Source organism: Pseudidiomarina gelatinasegens (assembly GCF_004025325.1).
Lineage (GTDB): Bacteria > Pseudomonadota > Gammaproteobacteria > Enterobacterales > Alteromonadaceae > Pseudidiomarina > Pseudidiomarina gelatinasegens.
Window position 1 is genome coordinate 66,936 of record NZ_RSFE01000008.1, and the last position, 26,134, is coordinate 93,069.

Sequence of the window (26,134 nt, forward strand, 5' to 3'; positions counted from 1 at the left end):
GGACTGTTTTTCCGTGTTAATTTTTCGGTGAAAAAATGAAATTTGAATTATTAAAAACCTCGGGCAAAGCGCGCCGAGGCCGTATGACCTTCGCCCGCGGCGTTGTTGACACCCCAGCATTTATGCCTGTTGGTACTGCCGGTACCGTAAAAGGCATGACCCCCGAAGAAGTAAAAGCTACGGGGGCACAAATCTGTTTAGGTAATACATTCCACCTAATGCTTCGCCCCGGTACTGCAATTATTAAGCAGCATGGCGACTTGCATGACTTTATGAACTGGGACAAGCCTATCTTAACGGACTCAGGCGGTTTTCAAGTATTTAGCCTCGGTGAGCTGCGTAAAATTACCGAAGAAGGCGTAACCTTCCGCTCACCTATCAATGGCGAAAAAATCTTGCTGACGCCTGAGAAATCGATGGAAGTGCAGCGTGATCTTGGTTCTGACATTGTCATGATTTTTGATGAATGTACGCCGTATCCAGCCACTCAGGCAGAAGCGCGTAGTTCAATGGAGTTGTCATTGCGTTGGGCCGAGCGTTCCAAAACTGCTCACGGCGACAATCCGTCGGCATTATTTGGCATCATTCAAGGTGGCATGTACGAAGAGCTGCGTAGCATTTCACTTGAAGGGCTGACTGACATTGGCTTTGACGGCTATGCTATTGGTGGGTTATCAGTTGGTGAACCTAAAGAAGACATGATGCGCATTCTTGATCATATTGCGCCCGAAATGCCAATTGATAAGCCGCGCTATCTCATGGGCGTGGGAAAACCGGAAGACCTCGTTGAAGCTGTGCGCCGTGGCGTTGATATGTTTGACTGCGTGATGCCTACACGTAACGCGCGTAACGGGCATTTATTCATTAGTACTGGCGTGGTGAAAATTCGAAATGCTGTGCATCGCACCGATACTGGCCCGCTTGACCCTGAATGTGATTGCTACACGTGTAAAAACTACTCACGCGCCTATTTGCACCATTTAGATCGCTCGAATGAGATGTTAGGTGGACGCCTGAATACCATTCACAACCTGCATTTCTATCAGAAGGTTATGCAGGATCTACGTGACGCAATTGAGCAGGATCGCTTGGAAGAGCATGTTGCGGAGTTTTATGCGAAACGTAATTTGGACGTTCCCGCGCTTAAATAGCGCGGGCAATATCCAGAATGTAAGGCTTAATGCCAGCAAAGAAGAATTCGACTGCAATCAGCATCACAATCAAGCCCATTAAACGCATCAATATCTTACTTCCGCTGCGCCCCAACTTAGCTAACAATTGGCGGCCAGTGGCAAGTACTACAGCAGTTAACGCGCATACAGCGATAATCGCACCGAACAAACTAATAGAATTTGTGGTGGCTGTACTCTCTTGAATAAACAAAATCACCATAGTGATGGCGCCAGGGCCAGCAACCATAGGAATACCGATTGGCGTTACGGCAACATCCGAGCCAAAATCGCTCTCGGTCTCGCCATCAACCCGCTTAGGTACCGTTCTACCACGTAACATCTCAAAACCCATTACGAAGAACAAAATACCGCCAGCAACGCGCAGCCCATTTACCGAGATACTAAAGAAACTGAAGATAACTTCACCCAACAGAGCAAATACACATAGCGCTATGCACGCTGTAATGGAAGCGCGCATCGCAACCCAGCGCGCGGCTTTAGGCGTCATCGCTTCGGTGAGGGCAATATAAATAGGCACCGCAGCTATCGGGTTAATCATGGTAAATAGCGAGGTAAACTGAAATAAAAACGTGTCTAGCATCGAAGTTGCTCCGAGCATTAATAAAGTAGGTACAGTGTACAAACTAATTCTAGGAACTTCATGATATTTATTGTAATTTAGAAATGACTAAATCATAACGACGCGTTCTGTCGCATTGTTATGCGATACTTCTTTACAATTCGATAACGAAAAAAAGTGGCGGCTCCCTGGCGTTGCTGTTATCGGATTGTTTTCATTATGCTCTTGGAAGTGTCGTCGCACCCCGTGCGAGCCCTGTTTTCAGCCTGTCTCGCAGCGGCGGCGCTTCCTTCCCAACGTCAGTATTAAAATCGATCTTAGGCTTTACATCAGGATCTGAAATCGCTACAATTCAGCACCAAATTTAAACGTAGTGGTTATTTGCAGTGGTTATCTATAGTGCTTTTCTATGAATCAGCATTGATAACCCACAGTTAATCCAACAACAGAATTTTCATTGAGGTGAGATTTTAATGCCAGTTGTTAAAGTAAAAGAAAACGAGCCGTTTGACGTAGCGTTACGTCGCTTTAAGCGCTCTTGCGAGAAAGCAGGTGTATTATCAGAAGTTCGTCGTCGCGAATTTTACGAGAAGCCAACTTCTGAACGTAAGCGCAAAAAAGCTGCTGCGGTTAAGCGTCACGCGAAAAAATTGTCGCGTGAAAATGCACGTCGCACTCGTCTGTATTAAAAAACTGGTACCGTAGCGGCACAGCCGATAGCGGTGTCACTACAAGACAGACCTCGAAGAGCCGGATTGAGTTTTCTCATTCCGGCTTTTTCATGTCCGTTCACTAATCTAACTTGAACGAATCTCAACTCAGGGTACAATTCTTAGTTCATTTTTCGCAACGCGAACACAGGCAGGGCATGGCAGGTTTAATTCCTAAGAGCTTCATTCATGATTTACTTGAACGTGCCGACGTGGTTGAAGTTGTGGATAGCCGCGTGCCGCTGAAAAAGGCTGGCCGGAATTATCAAGCGTGTTGCCCCTTTCACAATGAAAAGTCTCCGAGTTTTACGGTAGCCCCTGACAAGCAGTTTTACCATTGCTTCGGTTGCGGTGAACACGGTAATGCCATCGATTTTCTGATGAAATTTGATGGTCTTGAATTCCCCGAAGCAATTGAAGAGCTTGCCCACATGATGGGGCTTGAAGTACCGCGCGAAACCACAGCGGACCCAGCAGCAGATGCCAAGAAACGTGCGCAAGAGTCCAGTGACTATGAACAAATGGAACGCGCCGCGAAGTTTTTTGCGCACCAGTTACGCCGCCATGAAAACTCTGCCGCTGTTATTGATTATCTGAAGGGACGTGGCTTAAGCGGTGAAATTGTAAAGCAGTTTCAAATTGGCTATGCCCCGGATGCATGGGACGGCCTTTTAAGCGCATTGGCGAAAGATCAGCGCAGTAAAGATCAGTTGGTTGATCTGAAACTGATCAATCGCAACGAGCAGGGGCGTTACTATGACTTTTTCCGTGACCGAGTGATGTTTCCGATTCGCGATCGGCGCGGACGGGTGGTTGGATTCGGTGGCCGTATTCTCGACGGCGATGGGCCTAAATATTTAAACTCACCCGAAACGCGGATTTTTCATAAAGGCCGCGAACTCTATGGTTTCTACGAAGCGCGACAAGCGAATCGTGAACTTGAACAGGTCGTGATTGTTGAAGGTTATATGGATGTGGTGGCGCTCGCGCAAGCGGGTATAAGCTATGCTGTTGCGTCACTAGGCACCGCGACCACCACCGACCAATTGCAAATGCTGTTTCGCGCAACGCGCCGCGTTGTCTGCTGCTATGACGGCGACAGAGCCGGCCGGGATGCTGCTTGGCGCGCTCTAGAAAATGCGTTACCGCTACTTAACGATGGTGTTGAGTTAAGCTTCCTATTCTTACCCGATGGTGAAGACCCGGATACCTTGGTACGAAAAATAGGTGCCGACGAGTTTCGCAAACGCTTAGATAAAGCTCAGAGTTTTACGGACTACTTTTTCGCGCATCTGACCGACACCATTGATGTGAATTCAGACTCAGGTAAGTCGTTGTTACTCAAACAAGCAAAGCCGCTTATAGAGCGTGTGGGCAGCGAGTTTTATCGTGACACGTTAATGGAGCGCCTGGCACGGCTATTGCGCCGAGAGGCATCGCAACTGGCCGCGCAGATTAAAGCTCCTGCCACGCAAAAAGCACCTCAAGATAGTTTAAAAATGACGCCAATGCGTCGTGCGATAGGTCTGTTAGTACAACACCCTCAGCTAGGGCGGGAAATTCCGCTCCATAGTGAACTAAGCGCGTTAAAGCAGCCTGGCATCCAACTGCTATTGAAGCTGCACGAGCAAACTCAAGCGCAAGAACTAACCAGCGCGCAGTTGCTTGAGTTATGGCGCGGAGAGCCTGAAGAAAAGCCGCTGCGCCAGCTGGCACGCTGGCAACATCATTTAGATTCTGAAAAAGTAACCCAAGAATTTTTTGATATATTCGCTTACTTTATTGATCAATTTGTTGAGCAGCGCGCAAATGAATTGTTGGAAAAAGAACGTACGGCACCGCTCAATAAGGTTGAAAAGCAAGAGTACCTTACCTTGCTGCAATATTTGAAAGATCGCGGGAAACGCTAATCGGCGTGACTAATTTCGCTAACTATTAGTGCTTCTATTCAAATCTTGGTTCGAGTAATTGGAATATAACCCGTAAAAACAATCTGTTACATAGTTGGCATTTTGTTTGCATCACTATTCGTGTAATAAAGTCATGTAATAAAGTGATGTAAGAATTAAACCAACCTTAAAAAATAATGATCAGGAGATGACTATGGGTTTTGTAAAGGCTGCGGCATTTGGCGCTGTATTAATTAGCGTTGCAAGCTTACAAGGGTGTGTAATCGCAGTTAACGGTGATGGCGAAGGCTATGGCGATAAAGGCAGTTACTCGAAATTAGAGGAAAATAACCGTTCAACCATCGCATCGTTTACCGATGGTATGACTGTGCAAGCTGCGCAACATGAGCTTGGAACACCAGATTTTTCAGACCTGTGGACTGTTGATGGCACACGCTATCGCGTACTCTATTATCGCACTCAGCGCGTGCATGCTGACGGCAACACCACACGTGATGAATGCACACCACTGGTGTTTGCTGACGGTAAACTGATTGGCACCGGCGAGCTGGCCCTATCGCGAATTCCGCACAATAACTGATTAAATTCTGGCTGAAAACGACAGTATCTGCTACAATTTCCGGTCTTGAATTTTATACCTCACGCACTTATATAAAGCGTGTGAAAGTTCACACATTATCTAAGTCGCCGTAAGTTTAAGACCGGTTACTTTTCTATTTAATAACAGGTGGTAGATCTGTATGCAGCAGAGTCGTCAATCACAGCTTAGGCTTCTTATTGCCAAAGGCAAAGAGCAAGGTTATCTCACTTTTGCGGAAGTGAATGATCACCTACCTTCTGAGATCGTTGATTCGGATCAAATTGAAGACATCATCAGCATGATCAATGACATGGGTATTAAGGTGTTTGAAAACGCACCCGATGCTGATGAATTGATGATGAGCGAAGACACCGCTGATGAAGACGCAGCCGAAGCCGCAGCACAGGCATTAGCCAGTGTTGATGGTGAATTAGGGCGCACCACAGACCCTGTGCGCATGTATATGCGCGAAATGGGTACAGTTGAACTACTTACCCGTGAAGGCGAGATTGATATCGCCAAGCGCATTGAAGATGGTATTAACCAAGTTCAGTGCTCAGTTGCGGAATATCCTGAAGCAATCAACTTCCTTCTTGATCAATGGGATACCTGTGAAGCGGAAGAAATGCGCTTAACAGATATTATCTCAGGTTTTATCGATCCAAACGAAGTTGATCAAGCGCCAGTTGTTGCCACGCACATTGGTTCGGAGTTGAGCAAAGACCAACTCGAAGACGAAGACGATGACGCGGATGACGACGACAGCGACGATGACGACGCAAACGAGGGCGGTATTGACCCAGAATTTGCACGTCAGAAATTTGGTGAGTTACGTGACCAATACGAGAAAACCCGTACTGCGATAAGCAAACACGGTCGCGATAACCCGAAAGCACGCAAAGAAATTGAAGCATTGAGTGATTTGTTTAAACAATTCCGCTTGGTGCCGAAGCAGTTTGATCGCCTTGTAAAAGACATGCGCGACATGATGCATCGTGTGCGTGTGCAAGAACGTTTAATCATGAAGATGTGCGTTGAGCAGGCAGGCATGCCGAAGCGCGCGTTCATGAAAGCGTTTGCTGGTAACGAAAATAGCAAAGCTTGGTTGGATAAAGTAATTGCCGACGGTGAGAGCTATTCAGACTCTGTCGCTGCATTGCAGCCAGAACTAGAACGTTGCGTTCACAAACTTGCTGAAGTTGAAGTCGAAACAGGCTTAACTATCGCCAAAGTTAAAGACATCAACCGCCGCATGTCGATTGGTGAAGCCAAAGCACGTCGCGCCAAGAAAGAAATGGTTGAAGCGAACTTGCGTTTGGTTATCTCAATTGCGAAGAAGTATACCAACCGTGGTTTGCAGTTCTTGGACCTTATCCAAGAAGGTAACATCGGTTTGATGAAAGCCGTTGATAAATTCGAATATCGCCGTGGTTATAAGTTCTCAACTTATGCTACCTGGTGGATTCGCCAAGCAATTACACGTTCAATTGCTGACCAGGCGCGCACCATTCGTATTCCTGTGCACATGATTGAAACGATCAATAAATTGAATCGTATTTCACGTCAAATGCTGCAAGAAATGGGCCGCGAACCAACGCCAGAAGAACTTTCTGAGCGCATGGTTATGCCAGAAGACAAAATCCGTAAGGTACTGAAGATTGCCAAAGAGCCGATTTCTATGGAGACACCTATTGGTGACGACGAAGATTCGCATCTTGGTGATTTCATTGAGGACACAACCCTCGACTTGCCAGTGGATTCTGCTACTTCAGAAAGTTTACGCAATGCGGTTCGTGAAGTTCTTGGCGGCCTGACTCAGCGTGAAGCGAAAGTTTTGCGGATGCGTTTTGGTATCGACATGAACACAGACCACACGCTTGAAGAAGTTGGTAAGCAGTTTGATGTAACGCGTGAACGTATTCGTCAGATTGAAGCGAAAGCGCTACGTAAATTGCGTCATCCAAGCCGTTCAGAGCAGTTGAAATCGTTCCTAGACGAGTAAACTTAAACGCTTTCTGAACGAAAGCATGTAAAAAACGTCTAAAAAAGCTCTAGCCCATGCGGGCGGGGCTTTTTTTATTTTTCGCCCAAAATCTGTTAATATGTGCCTAACTTCGCTGAAAAGGATGAAATATGATCGCAGTTGATCAGAATAACACCGAAAGACAGCATCCGCGTCGCATTATCGACGCGCACTTTCACATTTATAACGATTCATTTCCATTGATTGAGAACCAAGGCTTTTTGCCATCGCAATTCTCAATCGAAGACTATATTCATCGCACTAAAGACTTCAATGTCATTGGTGGCGTAATTGTTTCGGGTTCAGTACAAGGTTTTGACCAAAGCTACTTAAAAGCGGCCTTGGCTGAAATGGGTGACCAATATGTTGGTATCACCAACTTACCGAGCAGTGTCTCCGACGAAGAAATATTAAAGCTGCGCGACCACCGTATTCGCGGTATTCGCGTGAACTTAAAACGTGGCGTTGTAAGTGGGCTGGATAACCTGGTCGACTTTGGTAAACGCATTTGGGATTTAGCCGGTTGGCACCTGGAAATGTACGTTGATAGCCGTGAGCTGGATGAAGTCGCACCAAAACTCATCAAGCTTCCGAAAGTGTCTATTGACCATTTAGGTATGGCACGCTCAGGCCTATCACAAATTCAGAAACTGGCTGAAAACGGCGTGAAGATTAAAGCCAGTGGCTTCGGTCGCACTGAAGTGGATGTCAGCAAGGCCGTGAAGTCACTGTACGCAATTAACCCGGCGTGTTTGATGTTCGGTACTGATTTACCTTCAACACGTGCCGAGCGTCCATTTAACGTACGTGACATTGAAACCGTTTGCGAAGCACTCGGTGACGAAAAAGCAATTGATAAAGTGTTTGCTGGCAACGCCGCAGACTTCTATCACATTAACCTGTAAAAAACCTCGTACGGGGTCATGACAAGCGGGCCGAAATTTCATATACTTGCGCCCGCTTTTGGTTAACGCAATCGAGTTGGCCAAAGCACACCCTCAATCTGTATGGCCCCTTAGCTCAGTTGGTTAGAGCACCCGACTCATAATCGGTAGGTCCCCAGTTCAAGTCTGGGAGGGGCCACCATTCAAACCATGCATGGCTTTGCTTTTCCTGTTTGTGGTAACCTGATGAACTAGCCCTGACAGGAAGTGAAACAGTGAAACCATTGAACAACTATATCGCGTTTTTATCTATTCTTTTGCTGGTGGCGTTGCCCACAAGTGCATCGGCACGAACTGCCGAAACTAAGCTAGAAGCCGAACAAACAGCACAGCCAGTGCCTGAACCGACGCGTTTTCGCTCGGAACACAAAGGTACATTTAATGGCACCAAATTAAGCTATACCGTTGACGCTGGCGAAACCTATATTCGCAACGCTGAAGGTGAGCCAACTGCCGCAATATTCTCGTTTGATTATGTGGCGAAAAGTAAGCAAGGGCGCCCGGTTACATTTATTTGGAACGGCGGCCCCGGTTCGTCTTCAAACTGGTTGCATATGGGCGGTTATGGCCCGAAACGCATCGTGGTGCCAAGTGATGCAGAGCACCCTGGCGCTGCGCCATATACCTTGAAAGATGCACCTGAAACCATTCTTGATGCAACCGACATGGTGTTTGTTGATCCGGTAGGCACAGGGTTCTCACGGGCAGTGGGTAAGGGTAAAAAAGAAGACTTTTGGGGGCTCATGGAAGACGCCAACTCTATGGCTGCTTTCATTGCCGAGTGGCTCACCAAGAATAATCGCTGGAACTCACCGGTGATTTTGTTAGGTGAGAGCTTTGGTACCACCCGCGCCGCTGCGGTTGCGAAGGTGCTTCTTGATGACTACGTGATTAACGTTAACGGCATTGTGTTTGTGTCGCAGGCGCTTGATTATCAAGGGTCTACGCCGTATATCGATGACAATATTATTTCCTACATTACTTACATTCCGACCATGGCTGCAACGGCTTGGTATCACGGAAAAGTTGATAACTCGGGTGATTTTGAAGCGTTTATTCAGCAAAGCCGCGAGTTCGCAACGCAAGAACTGCTGCCGGCGTTGTTTCAGGGCAACCAGCTAAGTGCTGATAAGCGCGCTGAGCTTGTGAGTGAACTGCACCGTTTTACAGGCTTGAGCAAGACATACATTGAGCGTGTTGACCTGCGTATTAATGCATTTCGTTTTGCCAAAGAGTTGCGGCGCGACGAAGGCATTGCCGTGGGCCGTCTTGATAGCCGGTACATTAAAGACGAACGCGATGATGTTGCGGCAAGCCCGCGTGAAGACGCTGCGCGGTCGATTTCGCCAGCCTACAAGGCTGCGCTTATGCATTACATGCGTAATGACTTAGGCATTGACTGGAATCGCACCTATTTGAATCCTGCCGACCCTGAGCTGTCGGGCAAGTGGCGCTGGAGCCCGTTGCCTGAAGGGCGTTCGTGGGAGCCGCACTACGTGAATACCACGCCAGATTTGGCCGCGGTATTACGCAGTAACCCGACCCTGAAAGTTATGGTTGGCTCGGGCTATTACGACCTTGTGACCCCGTTTTTTGACGCTGAGTACACGCTGAATCGCCATGGTATTGCGCGTGATGACATCGTCTACCACTACTATCACGGTGGTCACATGATGTATGTGCATGAGCCAGCACGAAAGGCGTTACTTGAAGATACCCGCCAGTTTATTAAGGCGCAGACCGGTCAAGCTGATTAATTATGCGAACGGCGCGAGGCTCAAGTGAGCTTCGCGCTTGCAGCACGCGCAGCATGCAGTTTCTTGTAGCTTTCAATAAGGCGTAGATGCTTGTCTAGGCCCTCTAACTGCATATTGGTTGGTGCCAGCCCGTAGAAACGTACGGAGCCATTTACCGAACCAACAACTGCATCCATGGTGCTTTCACCAAACATGCGGCGGAAGTTCGGCAGGTAATCGTCCAATTCAAGCTCGTCGTCCAGTGTAACTTCCAGCACGGCGCTCATGGCGCGATAGAATAAACCACGCTCGACCGTGTTTTCGTTGTACTGTAAAAACGCTTCAACCAATTCATAAGCTTCTTCATGCTGCTGCAAGGCAAGATAAATAAGCAGCTTCAGCTCAAGAATCGTGAGTTGTCCCCACACCGTATTTTCGTCGAACTCGATGCCAATCAGCGTGATGATATCGATGTAGTTATCCAGCTGGCTTTCTTCGAGACGTTCCACCAAATCGGCCAACTGTTCGTTGGTTAAGCGGTGCAGGTTGAGAATGTCTTCCCGGAATTCCAAGGCTTTGTTGGTGTTATCCCAAACCAGGTCTTCAATTGGATAAACTTCTGAATATCCAGGCACCAACATGCGGCAAACTGGCGCGCCCAAATCTTCATAAACTGCGACATAAACCTCTTTGCCAATCTCCGCAAGAATGCCAAATAAGTAATCAGCTTCTTCTTGGTTGGTTCCGGAAAAGTCCCACTCACAAAACGCATAGTCACTGCGGGCACTGAAAAAGCGCCACGAAACTAAGCCGGAGGAATCAATAAAGTGTTCGACAAAGTTATTGGGTTCCGTAACGGCCATGGAGTTAAAAGTTGGCGGTTGAAAATCATTAAGCCCTTCGAAGCTTCGGCCTTGCAACAGCTCAGTTAAGCTGCGCTCTAACGCAACATGAAAACTCGGGTGGGCGCCAAACGAGGCAAATACACCGCCGGTGCGCGGGTTCATGAGCGTCACACAGGCCACAGGGAATTGCCCGCCAAGCGAAGCGTCTTTAACCAAAACAGGGAACCCTTGTGCTTCCAGTGCTTTGATGCCTTCTACCAGGTGTGGGTATTTAGCCAGCACGGCCTCGGGTACATCAGGCAACGCAATTTCTTCTTCGATGATTTGTTTTTTAACAGCCCGCTCGAAAATTTCAGACAGGCACTGCACTTGTGCTTCTTGCAGAGTATTCCCTGCGCTCATACCATTACTGAGGTAAAGGTTTTCGATAAGGTTTGACGGGAAATACACCGTTTCGCCATCTGAATGACGGGTAAATGGCAATGCGCAAATGCCGCGGTCGGTGCGCCCCGAGTTGGTGTCAATTAAATGGGAGCCTTGTAACTCGTCATCTGGGTTATAAATGGCTAAACAGTAGTCATCCAAAATACCTTGCGGAAGTTCATCGTCATCGCGCAGCGCAAACCACTTCTCGTTTGGATAATGCACGAAATCAGCCTGTGCAATTTCTTCGCCAAAAAACTGATCGTTATAAAAGAAATTACAGCTTAAACGCTCAATAAACTCGCCAAGGGCAGAACACAGGGCACTTTCTTTGGTTGCGCCCTTGCCGTTGGTGAAACACATCGGTGAGCCAGCATCGCGAATGTGCAGTGACCACACATGCGGAACAATGTTACGCCATGAGGCAATTTCGATTTTCATGCCGAGGTCGGCCAAAATTGCAGACATGTTGGCGATGGTTTCTTCAAGCGGCAGGTCTTTGCCTTCAATGAAGGTACGCGTGCCACCTTCAGGAGCCCCCATCAATAGCGCTTGCGCATCTTCGTCTAAGTTTTCTACCACTTCAATTTGGAACTCAGGACCGGTTTGCACAACTTTTTTTACGGTGCAACGATCGATAGAACGCAAGATACCTTGGCGGTCTTTTTCAGAGATATCATCAGGTAATTCCACCTGAATTTTGAATATTTGGTTGTAGCGGTTTTCTGGGTCAACAATGTTGTTTTGCGACAACCGAATGTTCTCGGTTGGAATATCACGCGCGACACAATAAACCTTCACGAAATAAGCCGCACACATGGCTGATGACGCTAAGAAGTAATCAAATGGGCTCGGTGCCGAACCATCGCCTTTATAACGAATAGGTTGGTCAGTGACGACAGTGAAATCATCAAACTTGGCTTCAAGTCTGAGATTGTCGAGAAAGTTAACTTTTATTTCCATGAACAGGCTACCGAGGTTATGAATTTCAAATCTTGATAGCCATTATCCCGATTTTGACGGCGTTTGTCTTGGAAATCGGCCGGCCCGGTTACTTTTCGTTGTCCGCGTAACCGCTACCAATTGCACTAAACGGCAGCTCTAAGCCCAGCTCAGGTACTTGCAGGCCTATCCAAGCTGGAAAGGTATTGCTGTTCGGGCCCGGTACTGCGTCGTATTCATTGGCCCATGGATAGCGATCGGCGGCTTCGATAATGCGCGGAATTAGCGCGGCCGCTTGTTCGCCTTGTATGGATAGAATACGTTCAGGTTCAGCGCCATACCAATAGCGATCAGGTGTGGCGGTTTGATAACTGTACAGCGCAGGCTGGTCGCGATTCAAACGCCAACCTACTACTTCATACACCGTGTATTCATCAGCTTGCTCAGGCTTTACTGCAATCCAGGTGTGCACGGCAAACCAGCCACGCCAACCGAAAGCATCTGCAGCATAAACTTCGATAACAGCTTGTTGTTCAATGGCTGGGTTGGGGGCGATGCCCGCAGGTTCGCGGGAAGCTGTTCGATAATCACCAGACGAACAGGCGCTAATTAATAATACGAATACCGATACCACCAGACCTTTAACCATGAACAACCTCATTGAATGTATTAAAGCTTCTCCATACCGAAGGTTTCACGCATGCTATTCGCAAAAGCGACCAGTTTCTCTTTCATGGTGCGCTTCACGGACACTTCAAGTGAACCGAGTACAGAGTAACCCGTAATGGTTATCTGTGGCGCTTGGCGTCCGCCCATGGAAGGCGCATTGTTCTCAGAAGAACCAATAATGTTGAACATACGGGTCTTCACATTAACGTTCTCAGGCACAAAGATTTCAAGACTACCAAGCACATTGGTTACGTTTACTTCAACGTGTTGATGTTGAAAAACTGCGTCGGTAAAATCGAGTTTCGCTGAGCCAACCACATCAATCACAACAATTTTCTTCGGTACTAACCACTGACCTTCTCTTACGTTAGAACCTAAAATACTGATCAGTTTGTCGTCTTCGGTTTCTTCGCTGGCACTGTAATTTGGTGTAAAGGATCGCTCTTTCTTCGCATCGTAGCTTGGGTCAGCTTCAAGCGGTAAATCTGCGGCCAAATCGATCAGTTGTTGGTGAGAGTCAGTTGCCATTGCTTCATCAAGCCTACGCTCAAACGCTTCAGCTGAAATAATGGCATGGCTATAATTTACAATGAGTTTATCGACCGTCTCTTCGCGAACCTGCTCAATTGGGCGATCTTCTAATTTAACTGGCATCGTTATTTCCCTATTGGTTGATGATTAATAGTTAACTACTTTGTTACATCATGCAAATTATAGGCCATACTTTAATGCCTTAATTTTAGCTGGGTTGCGACAGGGGCGGTATTTTTCGCACATCGGCGCGTGAGCAATTTAACCAATTAATAGTGGATTAGACGCAAAAAAGCCCGCGTTTTTATAAACGCGGGCTTGGTTTTTGCACATTAAATTGTTTAGTTAAAGCTGCGCGGCTTCAGCACGTCTGGTTTTAAAAAAGGCTTATCGCCAGTATTGTCATGCTGCCCCAACACTGCGCCGTTAACCTCAGTGCCGTAAAGCGTCGCTTTATGAAAATTCATATATTTCTCGCGGGTTTCTTTGGCATCTCCGGTATATCGCGGGTCTTGTGGGCGCTCTTGTGCGTTCACAAAATAGGCAACATCCCAAGCTTCTTGGTCACTTAAACGACCGGGTTGCCCCAGCGGCATATTATTCTGGATGAAGGACGCAGCCGTAAAAACACGTGTCATGCCAGCGCCCCAGTTGTATGAACCGTCGCCCCATAGTGGTGGGTAAACCACAGTGCCATCAACCTTGGTTCCAGCACCGTTGCTACCATGACAAACTGAGCAATTTTCTTCGTAAACTTTCTGTCCATTCGCATAGCTTGTGGCTTCAGGAATTTTATTTCCTAAATGGTTGAAGCCCCGTCCAGCAATGTTTTTGTCGTACATCTTGGCGCCTTTGGCCATGTATTGATGATAGGCAGATATAGCCAACATGGTGTCACTACCATACTCTGGCGCTTTGCCGTTCATTGAAAATGAAAAGCAGCCCGCAATACGTTCTTCAAGTGAATTTACATGACCATTCTTACCACGAAAATCAGGTAAGGTTGTGGCTGCAGGCCAAACTGGGCCAGACCAAGCCATACGTCCTTCACCCATGTGGCAGGATTTACAGTTTAGGTCATTAAAAACGTACTCACCGCGCAACTGTTGGGTATTCATGAATAAATCACGCCCCTTTAGAATCACTTTACGTAATTCAGGATGCAAATCGCTATCACTTTCGATATCAGCAAGCGTGGGTGCTGTGTGTTGGTATTGACCCGCTGCTGCCGCGGGCAATTTAACTTCTGTAGAAGGTGACGACTGCGCGCCAATAACCGCAACAGAAAAACTGGTGGCGAACAGCGTGGCAAAGCCGAGCGTTAACTTATTGATTGAATGCATGGGTGCCTCTCCTGTTACTGCTGTGCTGCGGGTTGACTGGCTAGGTACGCAGCAACTGCGTCAAGTTGCTCGTCACTTAAGCGCTTCGCAATGGCTTCCATGAGTTGCACTGGGTCTGATGTGCGTTGGCCTTGTTGCCATGCTTGAACTTGTTGTTTGATGTAACTTGCGTGCTGGCCAGCTATAGCAGGAAAGTTTTCATTCACGCCTTGATTATTCGGGCCGTGACAACTGGCGCACGGCGGAATATATGCGTCCCAGTCGCCCTGCAACGCAATTTTTTCGCCCAAAGCTAATTGTTCAGCACTTGCAGAAGGCGCCGCGGGGGCCGGTGACGGTAAATTCGCGTAATAGGCGGCTAAATCAAGCAGGTCTTGCTCGGCAAAATTATCAATATTCATACTCATAACTGGATTAACCCGAGTACCCGATTGATAGGCTTGCATGGTGCGAAACAAATAACGTTCATTGAGGCCGGCAATCACGGGAAATGCGCCTGCTGCGTTCCCTTCGCCGTTAGGCCCATGGCAAGCTGAGCAAGGTGCACCGCTGCCATCACCTTGCATGGCGAGCTGTTTGCCCCGATCACTATCCGCAACTGCCATGGTCGGTATTCCAAGAACCACGAGTGCAGTAACGCAAATTAAAATAGCTGTAGTTAGCTTCATGACTGACTGTTGCCTCTCGAGAGTAGGGTGAACATCGTATTTTAGAAGATTCTAATCTATAATCCATAAAATTAGTAGGGATTAACTGTACGGGGTCTGCATGAAACGCGATGCGTGTAATAAGATTATAGGTGCTTTTTTAGTCTTTGCAGGGATAGGTGTTAGCGAAGTAACTTTTGCTAATGATAATACGCAGATTTCGAGCCAAATTTTCACCAATTTCAGCAACCTTCAAGTTCGTGATATGCGGTCTGACCGCGAAGGCTGGCAACTTGACTTAAAGCGTTTCTACCTTAATCTTGATCACCAATTTAGTGCCGATTGGACGTTAAAACTGACCACCGACGTTCAGTGGCAACGGCAGCAAGACCCAACGGATGTTTGGTTCCGTCACGCTTATCTTGAACACCGCGTGAATAAACAGCAGACATTGAAACTAGGTGTCGCTGAGTTACCTTGGATTGATTATATTGCACGCCGTGTTGGTTATCGTTATATCGACCCGAGTTTGAACCCTAAAAATCAATTCGCAGGGCCGACAGATCTTGGTGTTCACTACAGTATGAATACAGATAACTTCACCGTCGCCGCAGCAGCTATCTCGGGCGGAGGATTCAAGAAACCGCGCATTGGCGAGCGTGTCGACTTCGAGTTGATGGGCGTGTGGCACGTTCTGCCAGGGCTTGATGTTGCGACAGGCTGGTATGAGGGCACTCGAACACTAGATAAGGACGAAAACCCGAGATTTCATTATGCACAGCGTTGGAACTTAGCGTTAAGCTATTTACTCAACAACACCCGCTTGGGTGTTGAATACGCTTACAATGACAACTGGACACGCGTTAATCAGCTTGCGCCAGATGCCAGCGACGGCTGGAGCGTTTGGGCCAGCTATGGTTTTAAACCCGGTTATTCTGCGTTTGTTCGCTATGATGTGAGCCACCCAAGTCGGCGCTTAAACCCTGAGTTAAAGCAAGATTACTTTCAATTAGGTGTGGACTGGAAAGCGACTCGTTTTGTCACTGTTGCTTTGGTCGCAAAGAAAACCGAGATTGACAGTTTAATCATTGACCAGCAGCAACATGAAATTGGGTTGTGGACGATGTGGAATTTCTAATCGCCCACACCACCTTATTTATTTAAATCGGGCTTCAATAGCTTGATGCAGCTTTTTTTTACCGCCAAGCATAAACACGACTTCAGCAACGACGAATAAAGGACCTATCGCAAGACCCATAATGTCGTCCACAAATGCGGGCTTGCGGCCTTCAAAATAATGCCCAATAAACTGAAAAATCCAGCCCACGACAAAGAGCCCAATGCCCCACGCCAACCACAGTGATGTTTCAAGCAGCGCAACGTGGCTACCGAGCCAGACACAAAGGCCAAGCAACAGTGTCATGATGACACCGAGCACAATATCAAGCTTCAAATAAAAAAGTGCCGCAACGGCGCTGACAATAATCGCAGGTGACAGAATAAAGTCACTGATCAGCCAGGTCGGGCGCGACAGTAAAATCATAATCGCAACCACAATCATCGGAATACCAACTAAGTGCGTCAAAATATTGCGCCGATCGCGATGATACGCTGCGTAACTGGCTAAGTGGTCTGTAATTGTTTTCATGGCTTGCTCACTTGTTGTTTTGTTGTCAATATTAACGCGATTCTAATAAAGAACAAGGACAACGCATGCGCGAACAATTGGAACGTCGTGCCTTTTTATTATTACTGGCAGCAGTGACATTAGCTTTTGGTTTTATTTTGGAGCCGTTTTGGTCATCCATTTTCTGGGCATGTGCTGTTGCGGTTATTTTCTTTCCGCTGCAAAGCCTATTGGTGCGTTACTGGGGCCATCGGCCTAACACTAACGCATTAGTGACGCTCGCGATTTGCATGACGATTGTGGTGATACCGGTTATTTTCTTAACAACTGCATTTGTTCAAGAAGGTATCCTGCTTTATCAGCGGCTTGATTCAGGTGATATCGACCCACGCGAGATGCTGATAAAGCTGCGCGATGCATTCCCCATTATCGACGAGCTGTTAGTTGAGTTTGGAATTAATCCCAACGACATTCGCGACCAAGTTATCAGCGGCGTGCAGGTAACGTCGAAATTTCTTGCGAAAGAAACGCTGACTATCGGTCAGAACACCTTTGGTTTTCTAATTAGCTTGGCGCTAATGATGTACTTGGCGTTTTTCCTGCTACGTGACGGCCAAACAATTAAAGAACTCATGATCAAAGCATTACCGATTGGCGATGATCGTGAACAAGCGCTGTTTGCTAAGTTCGTAGAGGTAACCCGCGCAACTGTTAAAGGTAACTTAGTTGTCGCTATCGTGCAGGGTGCTTTAGGTGGTTTCATCTTCTGGCTATTAGACATTCCGGCGCCGCTGTTGTGGGGTGTGATTATGGCGTTCCTGTCACTGATTCCAGCAGTGGGTGCGGCCTTAGTATGGTTCCCGGCTGGCTTGTATCTTTATGCAACAGGCGAGTGGGTTAGCGCTACCGTACTGATGGCGTATGGGGCCATTATTATTGGTTTGGCAGACAATGTGTTACGCCCAATTTTAGTAGGTCGTGACACCAAGTTACCTGATTATGTGGTGCTGTTTTCCACCATCGGCGGCATCTCGCTGTTTGGTATAAATGGCTTCGTCATCGGGCCCTTGGTTGCTGCACTATTTATGGCGGTGTGGCAAATATTCATGACCGACTTTAATGACGCGCCTTAAACGTTAATCAAATTTGAGGCTTGGGCGGCGATAGCCACCAATGTATGCATTTTTGCTGAATACCCATTGCCAAACTTGTAAGTCGCGGGCGCGAAAAGCGCCCGCACAAGACATCAGGTAATAGCGCCACATTCTAAAAAAACGTTCATCATAATGCTGCTGAAGCTCGGGCCAGGCGCGTTCAAAGTTTTGATACCACGCCATCAAAGTGGGATCATAATCGGCACCAAAATTGTGTATGTCTTCGGCGCACATGAGGTCTCTGGATGCGGTATCAATGTGCGCTAAACTTGGTAAGTCTCCGTTGGGGAAAATATATTTGCTAATCCATGGGTCGGTGCCGCGTACGTCGCGATTGCGCCCTATGGTATGCAAGAGAAATAATCCATCAGGGTTTAGGCAGTTGGCTGCCACGTTCATATACTCGCGATAGTTACGCTGTCCGACGTGTTCAAACATGCCGATGCTAACCACTGCATCAAAGGATTCGTTCAGTTGGCGATAGTCGTGTAAACGAAATTCAATGGGAAGGCCTTGGCATAGCTGTTCGCCCAATTCGACTTGAGCTTTAGAAACAGTAACGCCCACGCATTCAACGCCATAGTTTTCCGCTGCATACTTCATAAAGCTGCCCCAGCCGCAACCAATATCGAGAACTTTCATACCGGGTTTAAGCTGTAGCTTTTTACACACCAATTCGAGTTTATCTTGTTGGGCGCGGTTCAAGTCTTGTGCGTGCTCCCAGTAACCGCAGGTATACACCATGCGTTCATCGAGCATGGCGCGATAGAGTCTATTACCGAGATCATAATGATGTTCACCGACTTGCCAAGCACGTTTCTTACTTTGCAGATTGAATAATCGGCCTTTTAAATGATGCCAGAGCAGCCGCGACGGTTTGATATGCTCATGAACCTTATGAGCTAACAGGCGGCAAAAGAATACATCAAGTTGGTTGCAGTCCCAGTCTCCAGCCATATAGGCCTCGCCGAGAGCTAAGTTTCCTCGTGCTAAAACATCGTTGAGAAAGTCAGTTTCGCGTACCTGCATGTCCCAAGGCCGATTGCCATTAATTTGAATATCGGCGGGTGCCAGTAGCTCTGCGATAAAGGCTTGCGCGTTTGCCATGCAAATCTCCTTTGATGTAGCTTGAGACTAAGTGTAGCAAACACAAATTAATAAGTGGTTTAATTGGAACTAACTTATAATGATTCAAACTTTACATGGCGCCTGTAGCGCCGTAATGTGGAATAAAATTGACTAGGGTACATCTATGAAATATTTACTGTGGGCGTTGTCAGTGTTGGTTCTTAGCGGTTGCGCGGGGTCTGCGCAGCAATCCAATTTTGATTTAGGCGCGGCAGATACTGTTGAGTTTATGCGCCCTTACGAACTATCACGAAACGATGTGAGTTTTGTTAGCCTTGGTGAAGTGCAGGGCGCGTCATGCCAAGCGCGTTTCTTTAATGAGAAACCGACCCAGGAAGAAGCCTTACTAAGAATGAAAATAGCTGCGGCTGACTTGGGTGCAAATCGCGTTGTGTTGCGCTCGTGTACGCAGGGCTCCAGCGATGAATGTTCAGCGCGCTGGGTATGCATCGGTGATGCATACCAAGAACAACCGTTACGCTAATTATTGCTGATAGATAAGGAGTCATCATGCAAGTTGCTAAGCGCTCGGCCGAATTAATTGGCAAGACTGATTTATTGCGCTTGAATTCTCTATCGGAGCTTACGGGCTGCGATATTTGGGTGAAACTAGAATCACAAAACCCCGGTGGTTCCATTAAAGACAGGGCCGCACTGCAAATTATTCAAGATGCGATGGCTCGCGGTGAATTGAAACCGGGCATGACCGTCGTAGAAGGCACGGCTGGTAATACAGGCATTGGTCTGGCGCTGGTGGCACGTTCGTTTGGTTTGAACATGTTAGCCGTTATGCCCAATGACCAAAGTAAAGAAAAAGAGCGCATGATTACGCTGCACGGTGCGCAACTGAAAACGGTCGATCCGGTACCTTTTAAAAACGAAAATCACTTTTATCATACGGCGCGCCGTCTTGCTGAGCAGCGCGACGATTACTGGTGGGCGAATCAGTTCGAAAACACCAGTAATGCGAAGGCCCATTACCTAACAACAGGCCCTGAAATTTGGGAGCAAACCAAGGGTAATATCGATATTCTGGTTTCTGTTGCAGGCACCGGAGGCACTATTGCGGGCACGTCGCAGTATTTAAAAGAACGCAATGAGCAAGTGCAGGTTTGGCTGTCTGACCCTGATGGGTCCGGTATCTATAGTTTCTTAAAAACAGGCGAATATGTTAGCCATGGCAGCTCGTTCACCGAGGGTATCGGTATCATGCGTTTGGTAGAAAACTTCAAACAGGCGCGTATTGATGCAGCCGTTAACTTACCTGATGATGATTTGGTGACGTTGTCACGTTATATCGTTGAAGAAGAAGGGCTGGTATTGGGTAGCAGCTCGTGTTTGAACGTTGCTGGCGCGTTACAGGCAGCACTTTTGCACGGGCCGGGTAAGACAATTGTGACCTTTGCCTGTGACCTTGGTGAACGTTCGGCCAGTAAGTTATACAATCTCGACTACTTAACGCAGCGTGGTGCGCGCACCGAAGCTGAACCAATTCAGGCATTGCTGAAGCGCTATCGTGAGCAAGGTGACAAAGTTTGGTACAAACAATAATGTTCAGATTATTGATGGCAATCTCGGTTGTTTTATTTGCAGCAATGTTTGCACCGAAAATTGCTGCTCAAGAGCTCGACGTAGAGCCGATACCTGTGCTTTTGCCCCCGCCACAGTCTGCGGCAGAGCCTGAAGAGAAGGTAAAACAGCCGTTAATTATTGCGCACCGGGGGGCCTCTGGTTATGCCCCGGAACATTCGATGGCAGCAGTAGCCATTGCCCATGCGCAAAATGCTGATTTTATCGAACAAGACGTCGTTCTCACGCGCGATCACGTGCCAGTTGTTCTGCACGACCTGGTACTCGATCGGATCAGTAATGTCCGTGATGTTTTTCCCGAAAAGCACCGCCCCAATGGGCATTATTACGTTATGGATTTCAGTTTTTCAGAGCTGCAACAACTTAAACTGGTTGAGCGCAGCAATAAAGAAGGTGAACAGCGCTACCCGAAGCGATTTGCGCGCGATCAAGGGCACTTCCACGTCATGTCACTTGGGCAGCAAATTGAATTGATTTTGGGGCTCAATCGAAGTCGCGACCACGACAGCGGCTTATATGTTGAGTTTAAAAGTGCGCGTTGGCATAAAAAACATGAATACGATGTAGTCAACTCAACCATGGGCGTATTGGCGCGTTACGGATTCAGCGACGCAGAACCACCGGCACCAATTTACCTACAAAGTTTTGACCCGGAAGTGCTGCGCCGCTTGAAGCGCGAGTTCAGGACTTCAATTCCACTGATTCAATTAATTGCCGAAAATAGTTGGAATGAGAGTGAGGTCGACTACAACACAATGCGCACCGCTGCAGGCTTGGAAACGCTCCGTAGTTATGCGCAGGGTATCGGCGTGTGGGTGAATCATGTTTACCTGGGGTTGGATGAAAACGGCAAACCAAAATTTTCTGACGTGGTAAAAAATGCTCAGGCTGCGGGTCTGCAAGTTCATGTGTATACACTGCGCGCTGACGACCTTCCCGAGGGCGTCGAAAGCTACCAGCAGTTGAAGCAATGGTTAACGGACCTTGGCGTTGATGGCTTTTTTACCGACTTCCCCGATTTATAGTTTAATGGGTAAAGCTTAAGCGCATGCGATAGCCGTCAGTGCCATCGTCATAGTATCCCGGTAACAAATCAATCACTGCAAAATCCAACTTCTCGTAGAGTCGAATCGCAGTTGTGTTATCGGTCTTCACTTCGAGGCCGAGGCTAATGGCTGCATTAACCCGAGCAACTTCAATGGCGTGCTCCAGCAACGCGCGCCCAAGCCCAGTTCCACGCGCTTCGGGCGCAGTAGCTATGGAATATAAGCGCCAGCGCTGGCTATTTTTGCGTGTTAGCAACAAGTAATACCCGATTAGCGTGTTGTTTTGCTCACAAACGTAAATATGCGCGCTGGGGGCCACCAATAACCGTTTAAAACTGCGCGCTCCCATGCGGCTATAATCAAAACAACGTTGTTCGAGAGCGACCAGATTATCAACGTCTTGTAGTGTCGCTTCTCGAAACTGCCATGCTGTGCTCATCTTATTTTTCGTCCAAGCGCCGCGCAAAATCTCGCATGATAATGTGATACAACTCATCACCGAGTAATAAGTCTTCAACGCCCGAGTCTATCGACGGGTTGTCATTGATCTCGATAATCACAGGACCTTTACTGGTAACCTTCATATCAACCCCATACAAACCATCACCAATAAGTTTGGTAGCCTGCAGAGCTGTTTTCACGACATCTTTAGGAACCTGATGCACACCAACTGTCTCAAAGCCGCCTGACTTTGAGCGACTGGTGCCGCTAGCATGGTTGTAAATTTGCCAATGATTCCGCGCCATAAAATACTTACAGGCGTAGATAGGGCGATTGTTTAAGATACCAATACGCCAATCAAAGTCGGTTTTTACAAATTCCTGTGCCAGCAAGATCGTCGATTTATCGAATAGTTCGCTGGCAACGCGACGTAACTCTTCTTCTGATTCCGCTTTTTCAACACCAATCGAAAACGACCCATCCGGAATTTTTAGTACCACCGGATAGCCTAAGCGCTCGCCAATTTGGGCGTAATCAATTTCCTGCTGGCTAAGCAGTAGCTCGGTTCGGGGCGTTGGTATTTCGTGTTTATCCAGCAACTCTTTCAAAAATACCTTGTTGGCACACTGCAAAATTGAATGCGGTGCATCAATCACAACCATGCCATTAGCTTCAGCCTTTTTAGCGAAGTGATAGGTGTAATGGTTGATACGCGTTGTTTCACGAATAAATAATGCATCAAACTCAAGCAGGCGATTGTAGTCGTCGGCAGTGATTAACTCGGCATCAATATCGGCTTCTTTTGCGGCTTTGATAAAGCGCTGAAGGGCCTTTTTATCGCTGGTTGGAATAAACTCATTTGGGTCGTGCAAAATAGCCAAGTCATAGCGATACTCTTTCGGGGCGCGCGCTTTACGCCATACCCGCTTGCTGAAACTATCCAGAGCGTTACCAAAAAAGGTTTGCTGCTCGTCTGATAAGTCAGGCAGAGCACCACCACCAAGTTGATTAATAAACCAGCGACCTTGATAACTAAACTCAACCCAGATGATAGGGCACGGGTAACGGTCAAAAATCTGACGGGCAAAGCTACTTAACAGCGGCTCTTGGGTTTGGCCAAAGCAAATGAGAATACGCACAGGGGCTGTTTTATCCACATTACCAAGAAACTTACTGAGCTGTTTGTCGGTATTAGCCAACAGCAATTGGTAATGGTTGAAGTTCGCCAAGTCGTTAATTGTTGTCACGGACGGGAGCACACGTTGCCCGCGAGCCTCAGCAAGCAAACTAACGTAGTAGCCAGTGGATAAATAACTCAAGTCACCACATAAATTTAGAATTTGTGTACGGCTTTTGCTTGAGGTCTGAAGTAAGTACTCACTCGAGGTAACAGTGGACTGACTTGGGTAGTACGGCTGCCAATCAGTAATGTCGTCAAGAATGATTAAAGCTGAGTTTTGCATGTGTGCTCCAATGCGTGTTTGCCGCGCCTTTTTATTCCTATTTTGATCAAAACACAAGGGCTTCAAAAAATATATTTTAAATGCAAAAAAACGTCACAAAAATAGCCGAATGACGGCGGGTAAGCTATTCTTGTTCCTACAAATATAGTTCGGAGTACGTTGTTATGCTTACACTACTGGCAAAATTTTTAAAGGCACTGAATTCCGAGTCTGGCGCTTGGGCATTAGCATTTGCCTTTGTACTCGGCATGATGATGGGCTTTACGCCACTTTGGCGCGTACACAACTTAGTGATTCTACTCATTGCATTGTTGTTTCGGATTAATTTAACCGGCTTTATATTGAGTTTTGTCATTTGTTCTGGCGTTGCTTACTTACTTGACCCGTGGTTTCACCAAGTAGGTTTTTATCTGCTCGCGCATGAGAGTTGGCAGCCGCTGTGGCAATCACTTTATCAATCAGCATTTTGGCGCGTCCTGCAATTTCAACATAGCCTCACTTTGGGGAGTGTATTAATTAGCTTGGCATTTGCCCCTATTTTGTTGTTCGCCAGCTTCTTTATTATCATGCAATATCGTAAGCGCATTCAGGCTTGGTTCAACCGATTGAAGCTGGTGCAAATGCTTAAAGCTAATCGATTTTGGGCCATTTACTCTGGCATACGGGGGTAATGAAAATGACGACAACAAAGACCAACCCAACTCACGTACGTCGCAGTGCAATACGCTGGCCTGGGTTAGCGGCATTCCTGATTATTTGCGCGTTGTTAGCGGCATTTTCCTGGTTGTTACTCGACACCATAATCAAATGGACACTTGAGCGCTCTGTGGGCACGTTAAATGGTGCTGAAGTGAATATTGAATCGGTTGACCACAGTTGGAGCCCGCTTGGTGTGACAATTACGGGTATTCAGGTGACCGACCCTGCGCAACCAGATTTTAACCGTTTGGTGATTCGTGATGTGACCGCTGATCTGAATGTTGAGCAGCTTTTGATGGGGCGTTTTCACTTTGAGAATGTGGTGAGTACCGGTATCCGCGTGCATCAACCTCGCGCCGCGACAGGTGATGTGTACCAAGTGCCTGACAAGGAAGCAATGAAAGGCTGGGCGAGTGACGGCCTTGCCGCTTTGAATCTTAGCATGCCCAATGTCGATGACATTGTGGCAAGGCTGGAATTAAAAACTCCCGCAGCAATCGAGCAGGCAAAAGCCACGTTGGCTGAACAGAAGTCGCGTATCGATGAGGTTCGCGGGAATATACCTACCGCCGAAGATCTAAAAGCTTATGAGGCTGAACTGAAAAAAATTACCAGTGCTGAAATTAAAACGCCGCAGCAGTTGCAAGCGAAGAAAGAGGAGTTTGAAGCGCTTAAGGAAAAATTTGAGGCGGATAGAGCACAACTGAAAGCCATTAAAGAAACAGCGACAACAGCGCTTGATAAGGTTAAGGCTGAGTTCTCTGCCGTTAGCTCAGCGCCTGGACAAGACATGGAGCGGGCGCAAGAACTGATGCAGCTTAATAGTGCGGGTTTAACTGAAATTACAGCCGTATTATTTGGTGAACAAATGCGTCAGTGGAGCCAGTATATTCTGTTGGCGTATGAACAGTTAGCGCCAATGCTGGCGCGTTCTGCGGATGAAACCTTAGTTAAGCCGCAACGTGGCGAGGGCATCTGGTTTGATTTTAGTGACGCGAATGAACCGCCTTCGTTTCTTATCAAAAAAGCGAAAACTGAGTTTGCGTGGAACGAGACCATACTGGATGTGAACTGGGCGAATATTACCCATCAACACGAACAGTTGGGGCAGCCCACTACGTTTGTGGCGCGAGCTGATAACTCCAATTTATGGCAATCACTGAATTTAAATGGCGAACTTGCCCTCACAGCGGCAGGTATTGATGCGAAACAACAGTGGCAGGTTAAAGGCATCCGACTTGATAGTGTGCAATTGAGTGAGCAAAGCGAATTTATGGCAAACATTGTTGCCGCTTTGCTGGATTCAGAAGGTGCCGTGTCGCTGCGTGACAGCATGTTTGATGGCGGCGGTACGGTACGTTTGTCTGACATGCAGTTAGACGCTTCTGCGGAAAACCGCTGGGCAGAAGTAATTGCCTCAGCGCTACGTCAATTGTCACGCCTTGATATCAATGCGGATATTAGTGGTGCGCTAACAGCTCCTGAGTTTGCGTTTCGCTCAGATCTTGACCGCCAGCTTGGTAGTGCGTTACAAGCGTCTGCGCTAGAGGCTGGTAAAACTGAATTGGCCGATTTACGCAGCCAGTTGCAAGAGCAGTCGAATGGCTTCTTAGGTGCCAACGAAGGTGATCTTAACGGTATTTCAGAGCTGCTTAGCAACGCCGAACAGCGAGATGCAAAATTGCAGGAACTGCTGAAAGCAAAATTTGAGAGTGCAATTGAAGACAAGCTCAAAGATCGTTTAAAAGGCGTGATTGGTGGTAATTAACGTAACGCACTGATAAAAAAAACACCGGCTATATGCCTAATGCCAGTCAGTTAAGAGCTGACTGGCATTTTTTTCGCGCATATTTTTGCGGCTTTGACCGAACTTCTCGTGGGTAAATCCGCTCGGTTCGCCTTATAGGTAAGACGTAATGCTCTGCAATCTC

At 47.4% G+C, this 26,134-nt stretch carries 24 protein-coding genes and 1 tRNA gene; 15 read left to right on the plus strand and 10 right to left on the minus strand.

Annotated elements, in window-relative coordinates:
* Positions 1–35 precede the first annotated feature (35 nt).
* Positions 36–1,151, plus strand: coding sequence for a tRNA guanosine(34) transglycosylase Tgt (gene tgt, locus EGC76_RS10225; protein ID WP_128352903.1), 1,116 nt, complete (start codon positions 36–38; stop codon positions 1,149–1,151).
* Here tgt and EGC76_RS10230 read toward each other — a convergent pair.
* Positions 1,144–1,773: a MarC family protein gene (locus EGC76_RS10230; RefSeq protein WP_164876832.1), complete on the minus strand. Its 630-nt coding sequence runs from the start codon at positions 1,771–1,773 to the stop codon at positions 1,144–1,146. The genes tgt and EGC76_RS10230 overlap by 8 nt on opposite strands.
* A 452-nt stretch (positions 1,774–2,225) precedes the next feature.
* On the opposite strand from EGC76_RS10230, the gene rpsU reads away from it, so the two are divergent.
* From rpsU to EGC76_RS10265, 7 genes are all read left to right on the plus strand, one after another.
* A complete protein-coding gene (gene rpsU / locus EGC76_RS10235; RefSeq protein WP_034733010.1) occupies positions 2,226–2,441 on the plus strand; it encodes a 30S ribosomal protein S21 in 216 nt (71 codons plus the stop codon).
* 179 nt (positions 2,442–2,620) lie between these two features.
* Positions 2,621–4,372 (plus strand): DNA primase, encoded by a 1,752-nt coding sequence (gene dnaG, locus EGC76_RS10240; RefSeq protein WP_128352905.1) that lies wholly within the window; start codon positions 2,621–2,623, stop codon positions 4,370–4,372.
* Positions 4,373–4,565: 193 nt separating this feature from the next.
* Positions 4,566–4,952: a DUF3192 domain-containing protein gene (locus tag EGC76_RS10245; RefSeq protein WP_164876833.1), complete on the plus strand. Its 387-nt coding sequence runs from the start codon at positions 4,566–4,568 to the stop codon at positions 4,950–4,952.
* A gap of 160 nt (positions 4,953–5,112) precedes the next feature.
* Positions 5,113–6,954: an RNA polymerase sigma factor RpoD gene (rpoD, locus tag EGC76_RS10250; RefSeq protein WP_128352907.1), complete on the plus strand. Its 1,842-nt coding sequence runs from the start codon at positions 5,113–5,115 to the stop codon at positions 6,952–6,954.
* Between the two features lie 131 nt (positions 6,955–7,085).
* Positions 7,086–7,880 (plus strand): amidohydrolase family protein, encoded by a 795-nt coding sequence (locus EGC76_RS10255; protein WP_128352908.1) that lies wholly within the window; start codon positions 7,086–7,088, stop codon positions 7,878–7,880.
* Positions 7,881–7,984: 104 nt separating this feature from the next.
* A tRNA-Ile gene (locus tag EGC76_RS10260) sits at positions 7,985–8,061 on the plus strand.
* Positions 8,062–8,134: 73 nt separating this feature from the next.
* Positions 8,135–9,676 carry a S10 family peptidase gene (locus tag EGC76_RS10265; protein WP_246013962.1) on the plus strand — a complete coding sequence of 514 codons (1,542 nt, stop codon included), beginning with the start codon at positions 8,135–8,137 and terminating at the stop codon, positions 9,674–9,676.
* A 20-nt stretch (positions 9,677–9,696) separates the two neighbouring features.
* On the opposite strand, the gene EGC76_RS10270 is transcribed toward EGC76_RS10265, so the two are convergent.
* From EGC76_RS10270 to EGC76_RS10290, 5 genes are all read right to left on the minus strand, one after another.
* Positions 9,697–11,886, minus strand: coding sequence for an OsmC domain/YcaO domain-containing protein (locus tag EGC76_RS10270; protein WP_128352909.1), 2,190 nt, complete (start codon positions 11,884–11,886; stop codon positions 9,697–9,699).
* A gap of 88 nt (positions 11,887–11,974) precedes the next feature.
* Positions 11,975–12,514 carry a DUF3750 domain-containing protein gene (locus EGC76_RS10275; protein WP_128352910.1) on the minus strand — a complete coding sequence of 180 codons (540 nt, stop codon included), beginning with the start codon at positions 12,512–12,514 and terminating at the stop codon, positions 11,975–11,977.
* A gap of 20 nt (positions 12,515–12,534) precedes the next feature.
* Positions 12,535–13,188, minus strand: a complete 654-nt coding sequence (locus tag EGC76_RS10280) for a LiaF domain-containing protein (protein ID WP_128352911.1) — start codon at positions 13,186–13,188, stop codon at positions 12,535–12,537.
* Between the two features lie 218 nt (positions 13,189–13,406).
* Positions 13,407–14,408, minus strand: a complete 1,002-nt coding sequence (locus EGC76_RS10285; protein ID WP_128352912.1) for a c-type cytochrome — start codon at positions 14,406–14,408, stop codon at positions 13,407–13,409.
* A 14-nt stretch (positions 14,409–14,422) separates the two neighbouring features.
* Complete coding sequence (locus tag EGC76_RS10290; protein WP_128352913.1) at positions 14,423–15,076, minus strand: c-type cytochrome; 654 nt, start codon at positions 15,074–15,076, stop codon at positions 14,423–14,425.
* Between the two features lie 100 nt (positions 15,077–15,176).
* Between EGC76_RS10290 and EGC76_RS10295 the strand changes: the two genes are divergently transcribed.
* Positions 15,177–16,193: a hypothetical protein gene (locus tag EGC76_RS10295; protein WP_128352914.1), complete on the plus strand. Its 1,017-nt coding sequence runs from the start codon at positions 15,177–15,179 to the stop codon at positions 16,191–16,193.
* An 18-nt stretch (positions 16,194–16,211) separates the two neighbouring features.
* Here EGC76_RS10295 and EGC76_RS10300 read toward each other — a convergent pair whose 3' ends face one another.
* Complete coding sequence (locus tag EGC76_RS10300) at positions 16,212–16,703, minus strand: Mpo1 family 2-hydroxy fatty acid dioxygenase (protein ID WP_128352915.1); 492 nt, start codon at positions 16,701–16,703, stop codon at positions 16,212–16,214.
* A gap of 65 nt (positions 16,704–16,768) precedes the next feature.
* On the opposite strand from EGC76_RS10300, the gene EGC76_RS10305 reads away from it, so the two are divergent.
* A complete protein-coding gene (locus tag EGC76_RS10305; protein WP_128352916.1) occupies positions 16,769–17,815 on the plus strand; it encodes an AI-2E family transporter in 1,047 nt (348 codons plus the stop codon).
* Positions 17,816–17,818: 3 nt separating this feature from the next.
* On the opposite strand, the gene cfa is transcribed toward EGC76_RS10305, so the two are convergent.
* Positions 17,819–18,943, minus strand: coding sequence for a cyclopropane fatty acyl phospholipid synthase (cfa, locus tag EGC76_RS10310; protein ID WP_128352917.1), 1,125 nt, complete (start codon positions 18,941–18,943; stop codon positions 17,819–17,821).
* Positions 18,944–19,088: 145 nt separating this feature from the next.
* On the opposite strand from cfa, the gene rcsF reads away from it, so the two are divergent.
* Genes rcsF through glpQ form a run of 3 tightly spaced genes read left to right on the plus strand, consistent with a single transcriptional unit; the run spans position 19,089 to position 21,579 of the window.
* Entirely contained in the window at positions 19,089–19,448 is a 360-nt protein-coding gene (gene rcsF / locus EGC76_RS10315) for an Rcs stress response system protein RcsF (RefSeq protein ID WP_128352918.1), read from the plus strand.
* A gap of 26 nt (positions 19,449–19,474) precedes the next feature.
* Entirely contained in the window at positions 19,475–20,515 is a 1,041-nt protein-coding gene (locus EGC76_RS10320; RefSeq protein WP_128352919.1) for a cysteine synthase A, read from the plus strand.
* On the plus strand, positions 20,515–21,579 hold the full coding sequence (gene glpQ / locus EGC76_RS10325) for a glycerophosphodiester phosphodiesterase (protein WP_220445685.1): 1,065 nt from the start codon (positions 20,515–20,517) through the stop codon (positions 21,577–21,579). Before EGC76_RS10320 ends, glpQ begins: the two co-directional genes overlap by 1 nt.
* Before the next feature lies 1 nt (position 21,580).
* Here the strand turns inward: glpQ and EGC76_RS10330 are convergent, their stop codons facing one another.
* Positions 21,581–22,039: a GNAT family N-acetyltransferase gene (locus tag EGC76_RS10330; RefSeq protein ID WP_128352920.1), complete on the minus strand. Its 459-nt coding sequence runs from the start codon at positions 22,037–22,039 to the stop codon at positions 21,581–21,583.
* 1 nt (position 22,040) lies between these two features.
* Positions 22,041–23,504: a RimK family protein gene (locus tag EGC76_RS10335; RefSeq protein WP_128352921.1), complete on the minus strand. Its 1,464-nt coding sequence runs from the start codon at positions 23,502–23,504 to the stop codon at positions 22,041–22,043.
* 164 nt (positions 23,505–23,668) lie between these two features.
* On the opposite strand from EGC76_RS10335, the gene EGC76_RS10340 reads away from it, so the two are divergent.
* Complete coding sequence (locus EGC76_RS10340) at positions 23,669–24,175, plus strand: TIGR03546 family protein (protein WP_128352922.1); 507 nt, start codon at positions 23,669–23,671, stop codon at positions 24,173–24,175.
* Between the two features lie 5 nt (positions 24,176–24,180).
* A complete protein-coding gene (locus tag EGC76_RS10345) occupies positions 24,181–25,971 on the plus strand; it encodes a TIGR03545 family protein (RefSeq protein WP_164876834.1) in 1,791 nt (596 codons plus the stop codon).
* The last annotated feature ends 163 nt before the right edge of the window (positions 25,972–26,134 follow it).

What these genes read in the sequence shown, in the direction of transcription:
- EGC76_RS10300 (WP_128352915.1), bottom strand. Translation starts at nt 16,703, where the DNA reads ATGAAAACAATTACAGACCACTTAGCCAGTTACGCAGCGTATCATCGC.
- cfa (WP_128352917.1), bottom strand. Translation starts at nt 18,943, where the DNA reads ATGGCAAACGCGCAAGCCTTTATCGCAGAGCTACTGGCACCCGCCGAT.
- tgt (WP_128352903.1), top strand. Translation starts at nt 36, where the DNA reads ATGAAATTTGAATTATTAAAAACCTCGGGCAAAGCGCGCCGAGGCCGT.
- EGC76_RS10275 (WP_128352910.1), bottom strand. Translation starts at nt 12,514, where the DNA reads ATGGTTAAAGGTCTGGTGGTATCGGTATTCGTATTATTAATTAGCGCC.
- rpoD (WP_128352907.1), top strand. Translation starts at nt 5,113, where the DNA reads ATGCAGCAGAGTCGTCAATCACAGCTTAGGCTTCTTATTGCCAAAGGC.
- rpsU (WP_034733010.1), top strand. Translation starts at nt 2,226, where the DNA reads ATGCCAGTTGTTAAAGTAAAAGAAAACGAGCCGTTTGACGTAGCGTTA.
- EGC76_RS10345 (WP_164876834.1), top strand. Translation starts at nt 24,181, where the DNA reads ATGACGACAACAAAGACCAACCCAACTCACGTACGTCGCAGTGCAATA.
- EGC76_RS10270 (WP_128352909.1), bottom strand. Translation starts at nt 11,886, where the DNA reads ATGGAAATAAAAGTTAACTTTCTCGACAATCTCAGACTTGAAGCCAAG.
- EGC76_RS10290 (WP_128352913.1), bottom strand. Translation starts at nt 15,076, where the DNA reads ATGAAGCTAACTACAGCTATTTTAATTTGCGTTACTGCACTCGTGGTT.
- EGC76_RS10340 (WP_128352922.1), top strand. Translation starts at nt 23,669, where the DNA reads ATGCTTACACTACTGGCAAAATTTTTAAAGGCACTGAATTCCGAGTCT.
- dnaG (WP_128352905.1), top strand. Translation starts at nt 2,621, where the DNA reads ATGGCAGGTTTAATTCCTAAGAGCTTCATTCATGATTTACTTGAACGT.
- EGC76_RS10330 (WP_128352920.1), bottom strand. Translation starts at nt 22,039, where the DNA reads ATGAGCACAGCATGGCAGTTTCGAGAAGCGACACTACAAGACGTTGAT.
- EGC76_RS10280 (WP_128352911.1), bottom strand. Translation starts at nt 13,188, where the DNA reads ATGCCAGTTAAATTAGAAGATCGCCCAATTGAGCAGGTTCGCGAAGAG.
- EGC76_RS10245 (WP_164876833.1), top strand. Translation starts at nt 4,566, where the DNA reads ATGGGTTTTGTAAAGGCTGCGGCATTTGGCGCTGTATTAATTAGCGTT.
- EGC76_RS10230 (WP_164876832.1), bottom strand. Translation starts at nt 1,773, where the DNA reads ATGCTAGACACGTTTTTATTTCAGTTTACCTCGCTATTTACCATGATT.
- EGC76_RS10335 (WP_128352921.1), bottom strand. Translation starts at nt 23,504, where the DNA reads ATGCAAAACTCAGCTTTAATCATTCTTGACGACATTACTGATTGGCAG.
- EGC76_RS10320 (WP_128352919.1), top strand. Translation starts at nt 19,475, where the DNA reads ATGCAAGTTGCTAAGCGCTCGGCCGAATTAATTGGCAAGACTGATTTA.
- EGC76_RS10295 (WP_128352914.1), top strand. Translation starts at nt 15,177, where the DNA reads ATGAAACGCGATGCGTGTAATAAGATTATAGGTGCTTTTTTAGTCTTT.
- EGC76_RS10255 (WP_128352908.1), top strand. Translation starts at nt 7,086, where the DNA reads ATGATCGCAGTTGATCAGAATAACACCGAAAGACAGCATCCGCGTCGC.
- rcsF (WP_128352918.1), top strand. Translation starts at nt 19,089, where the DNA reads ATGAAATATTTACTGTGGGCGTTGTCAGTGTTGGTTCTTAGCGGTTGC.
- EGC76_RS10285 (WP_128352912.1), bottom strand. Translation starts at nt 14,408, where the DNA reads ATGCATTCAATCAATAAGTTAACGCTCGGCTTTGCCACGCTGTTCGCC.
- EGC76_RS10305 (WP_128352916.1), top strand. Translation starts at nt 16,769, where the DNA reads ATGCGCGAACAATTGGAACGTCGTGCCTTTTTATTATTACTGGCAGCA.
- glpQ (WP_220445685.1), top strand. Translation starts at nt 20,515, where the DNA reads ATGTTCAGATTATTGATGGCAATCTCGGTTGTTTTATTTGCAGCAATG.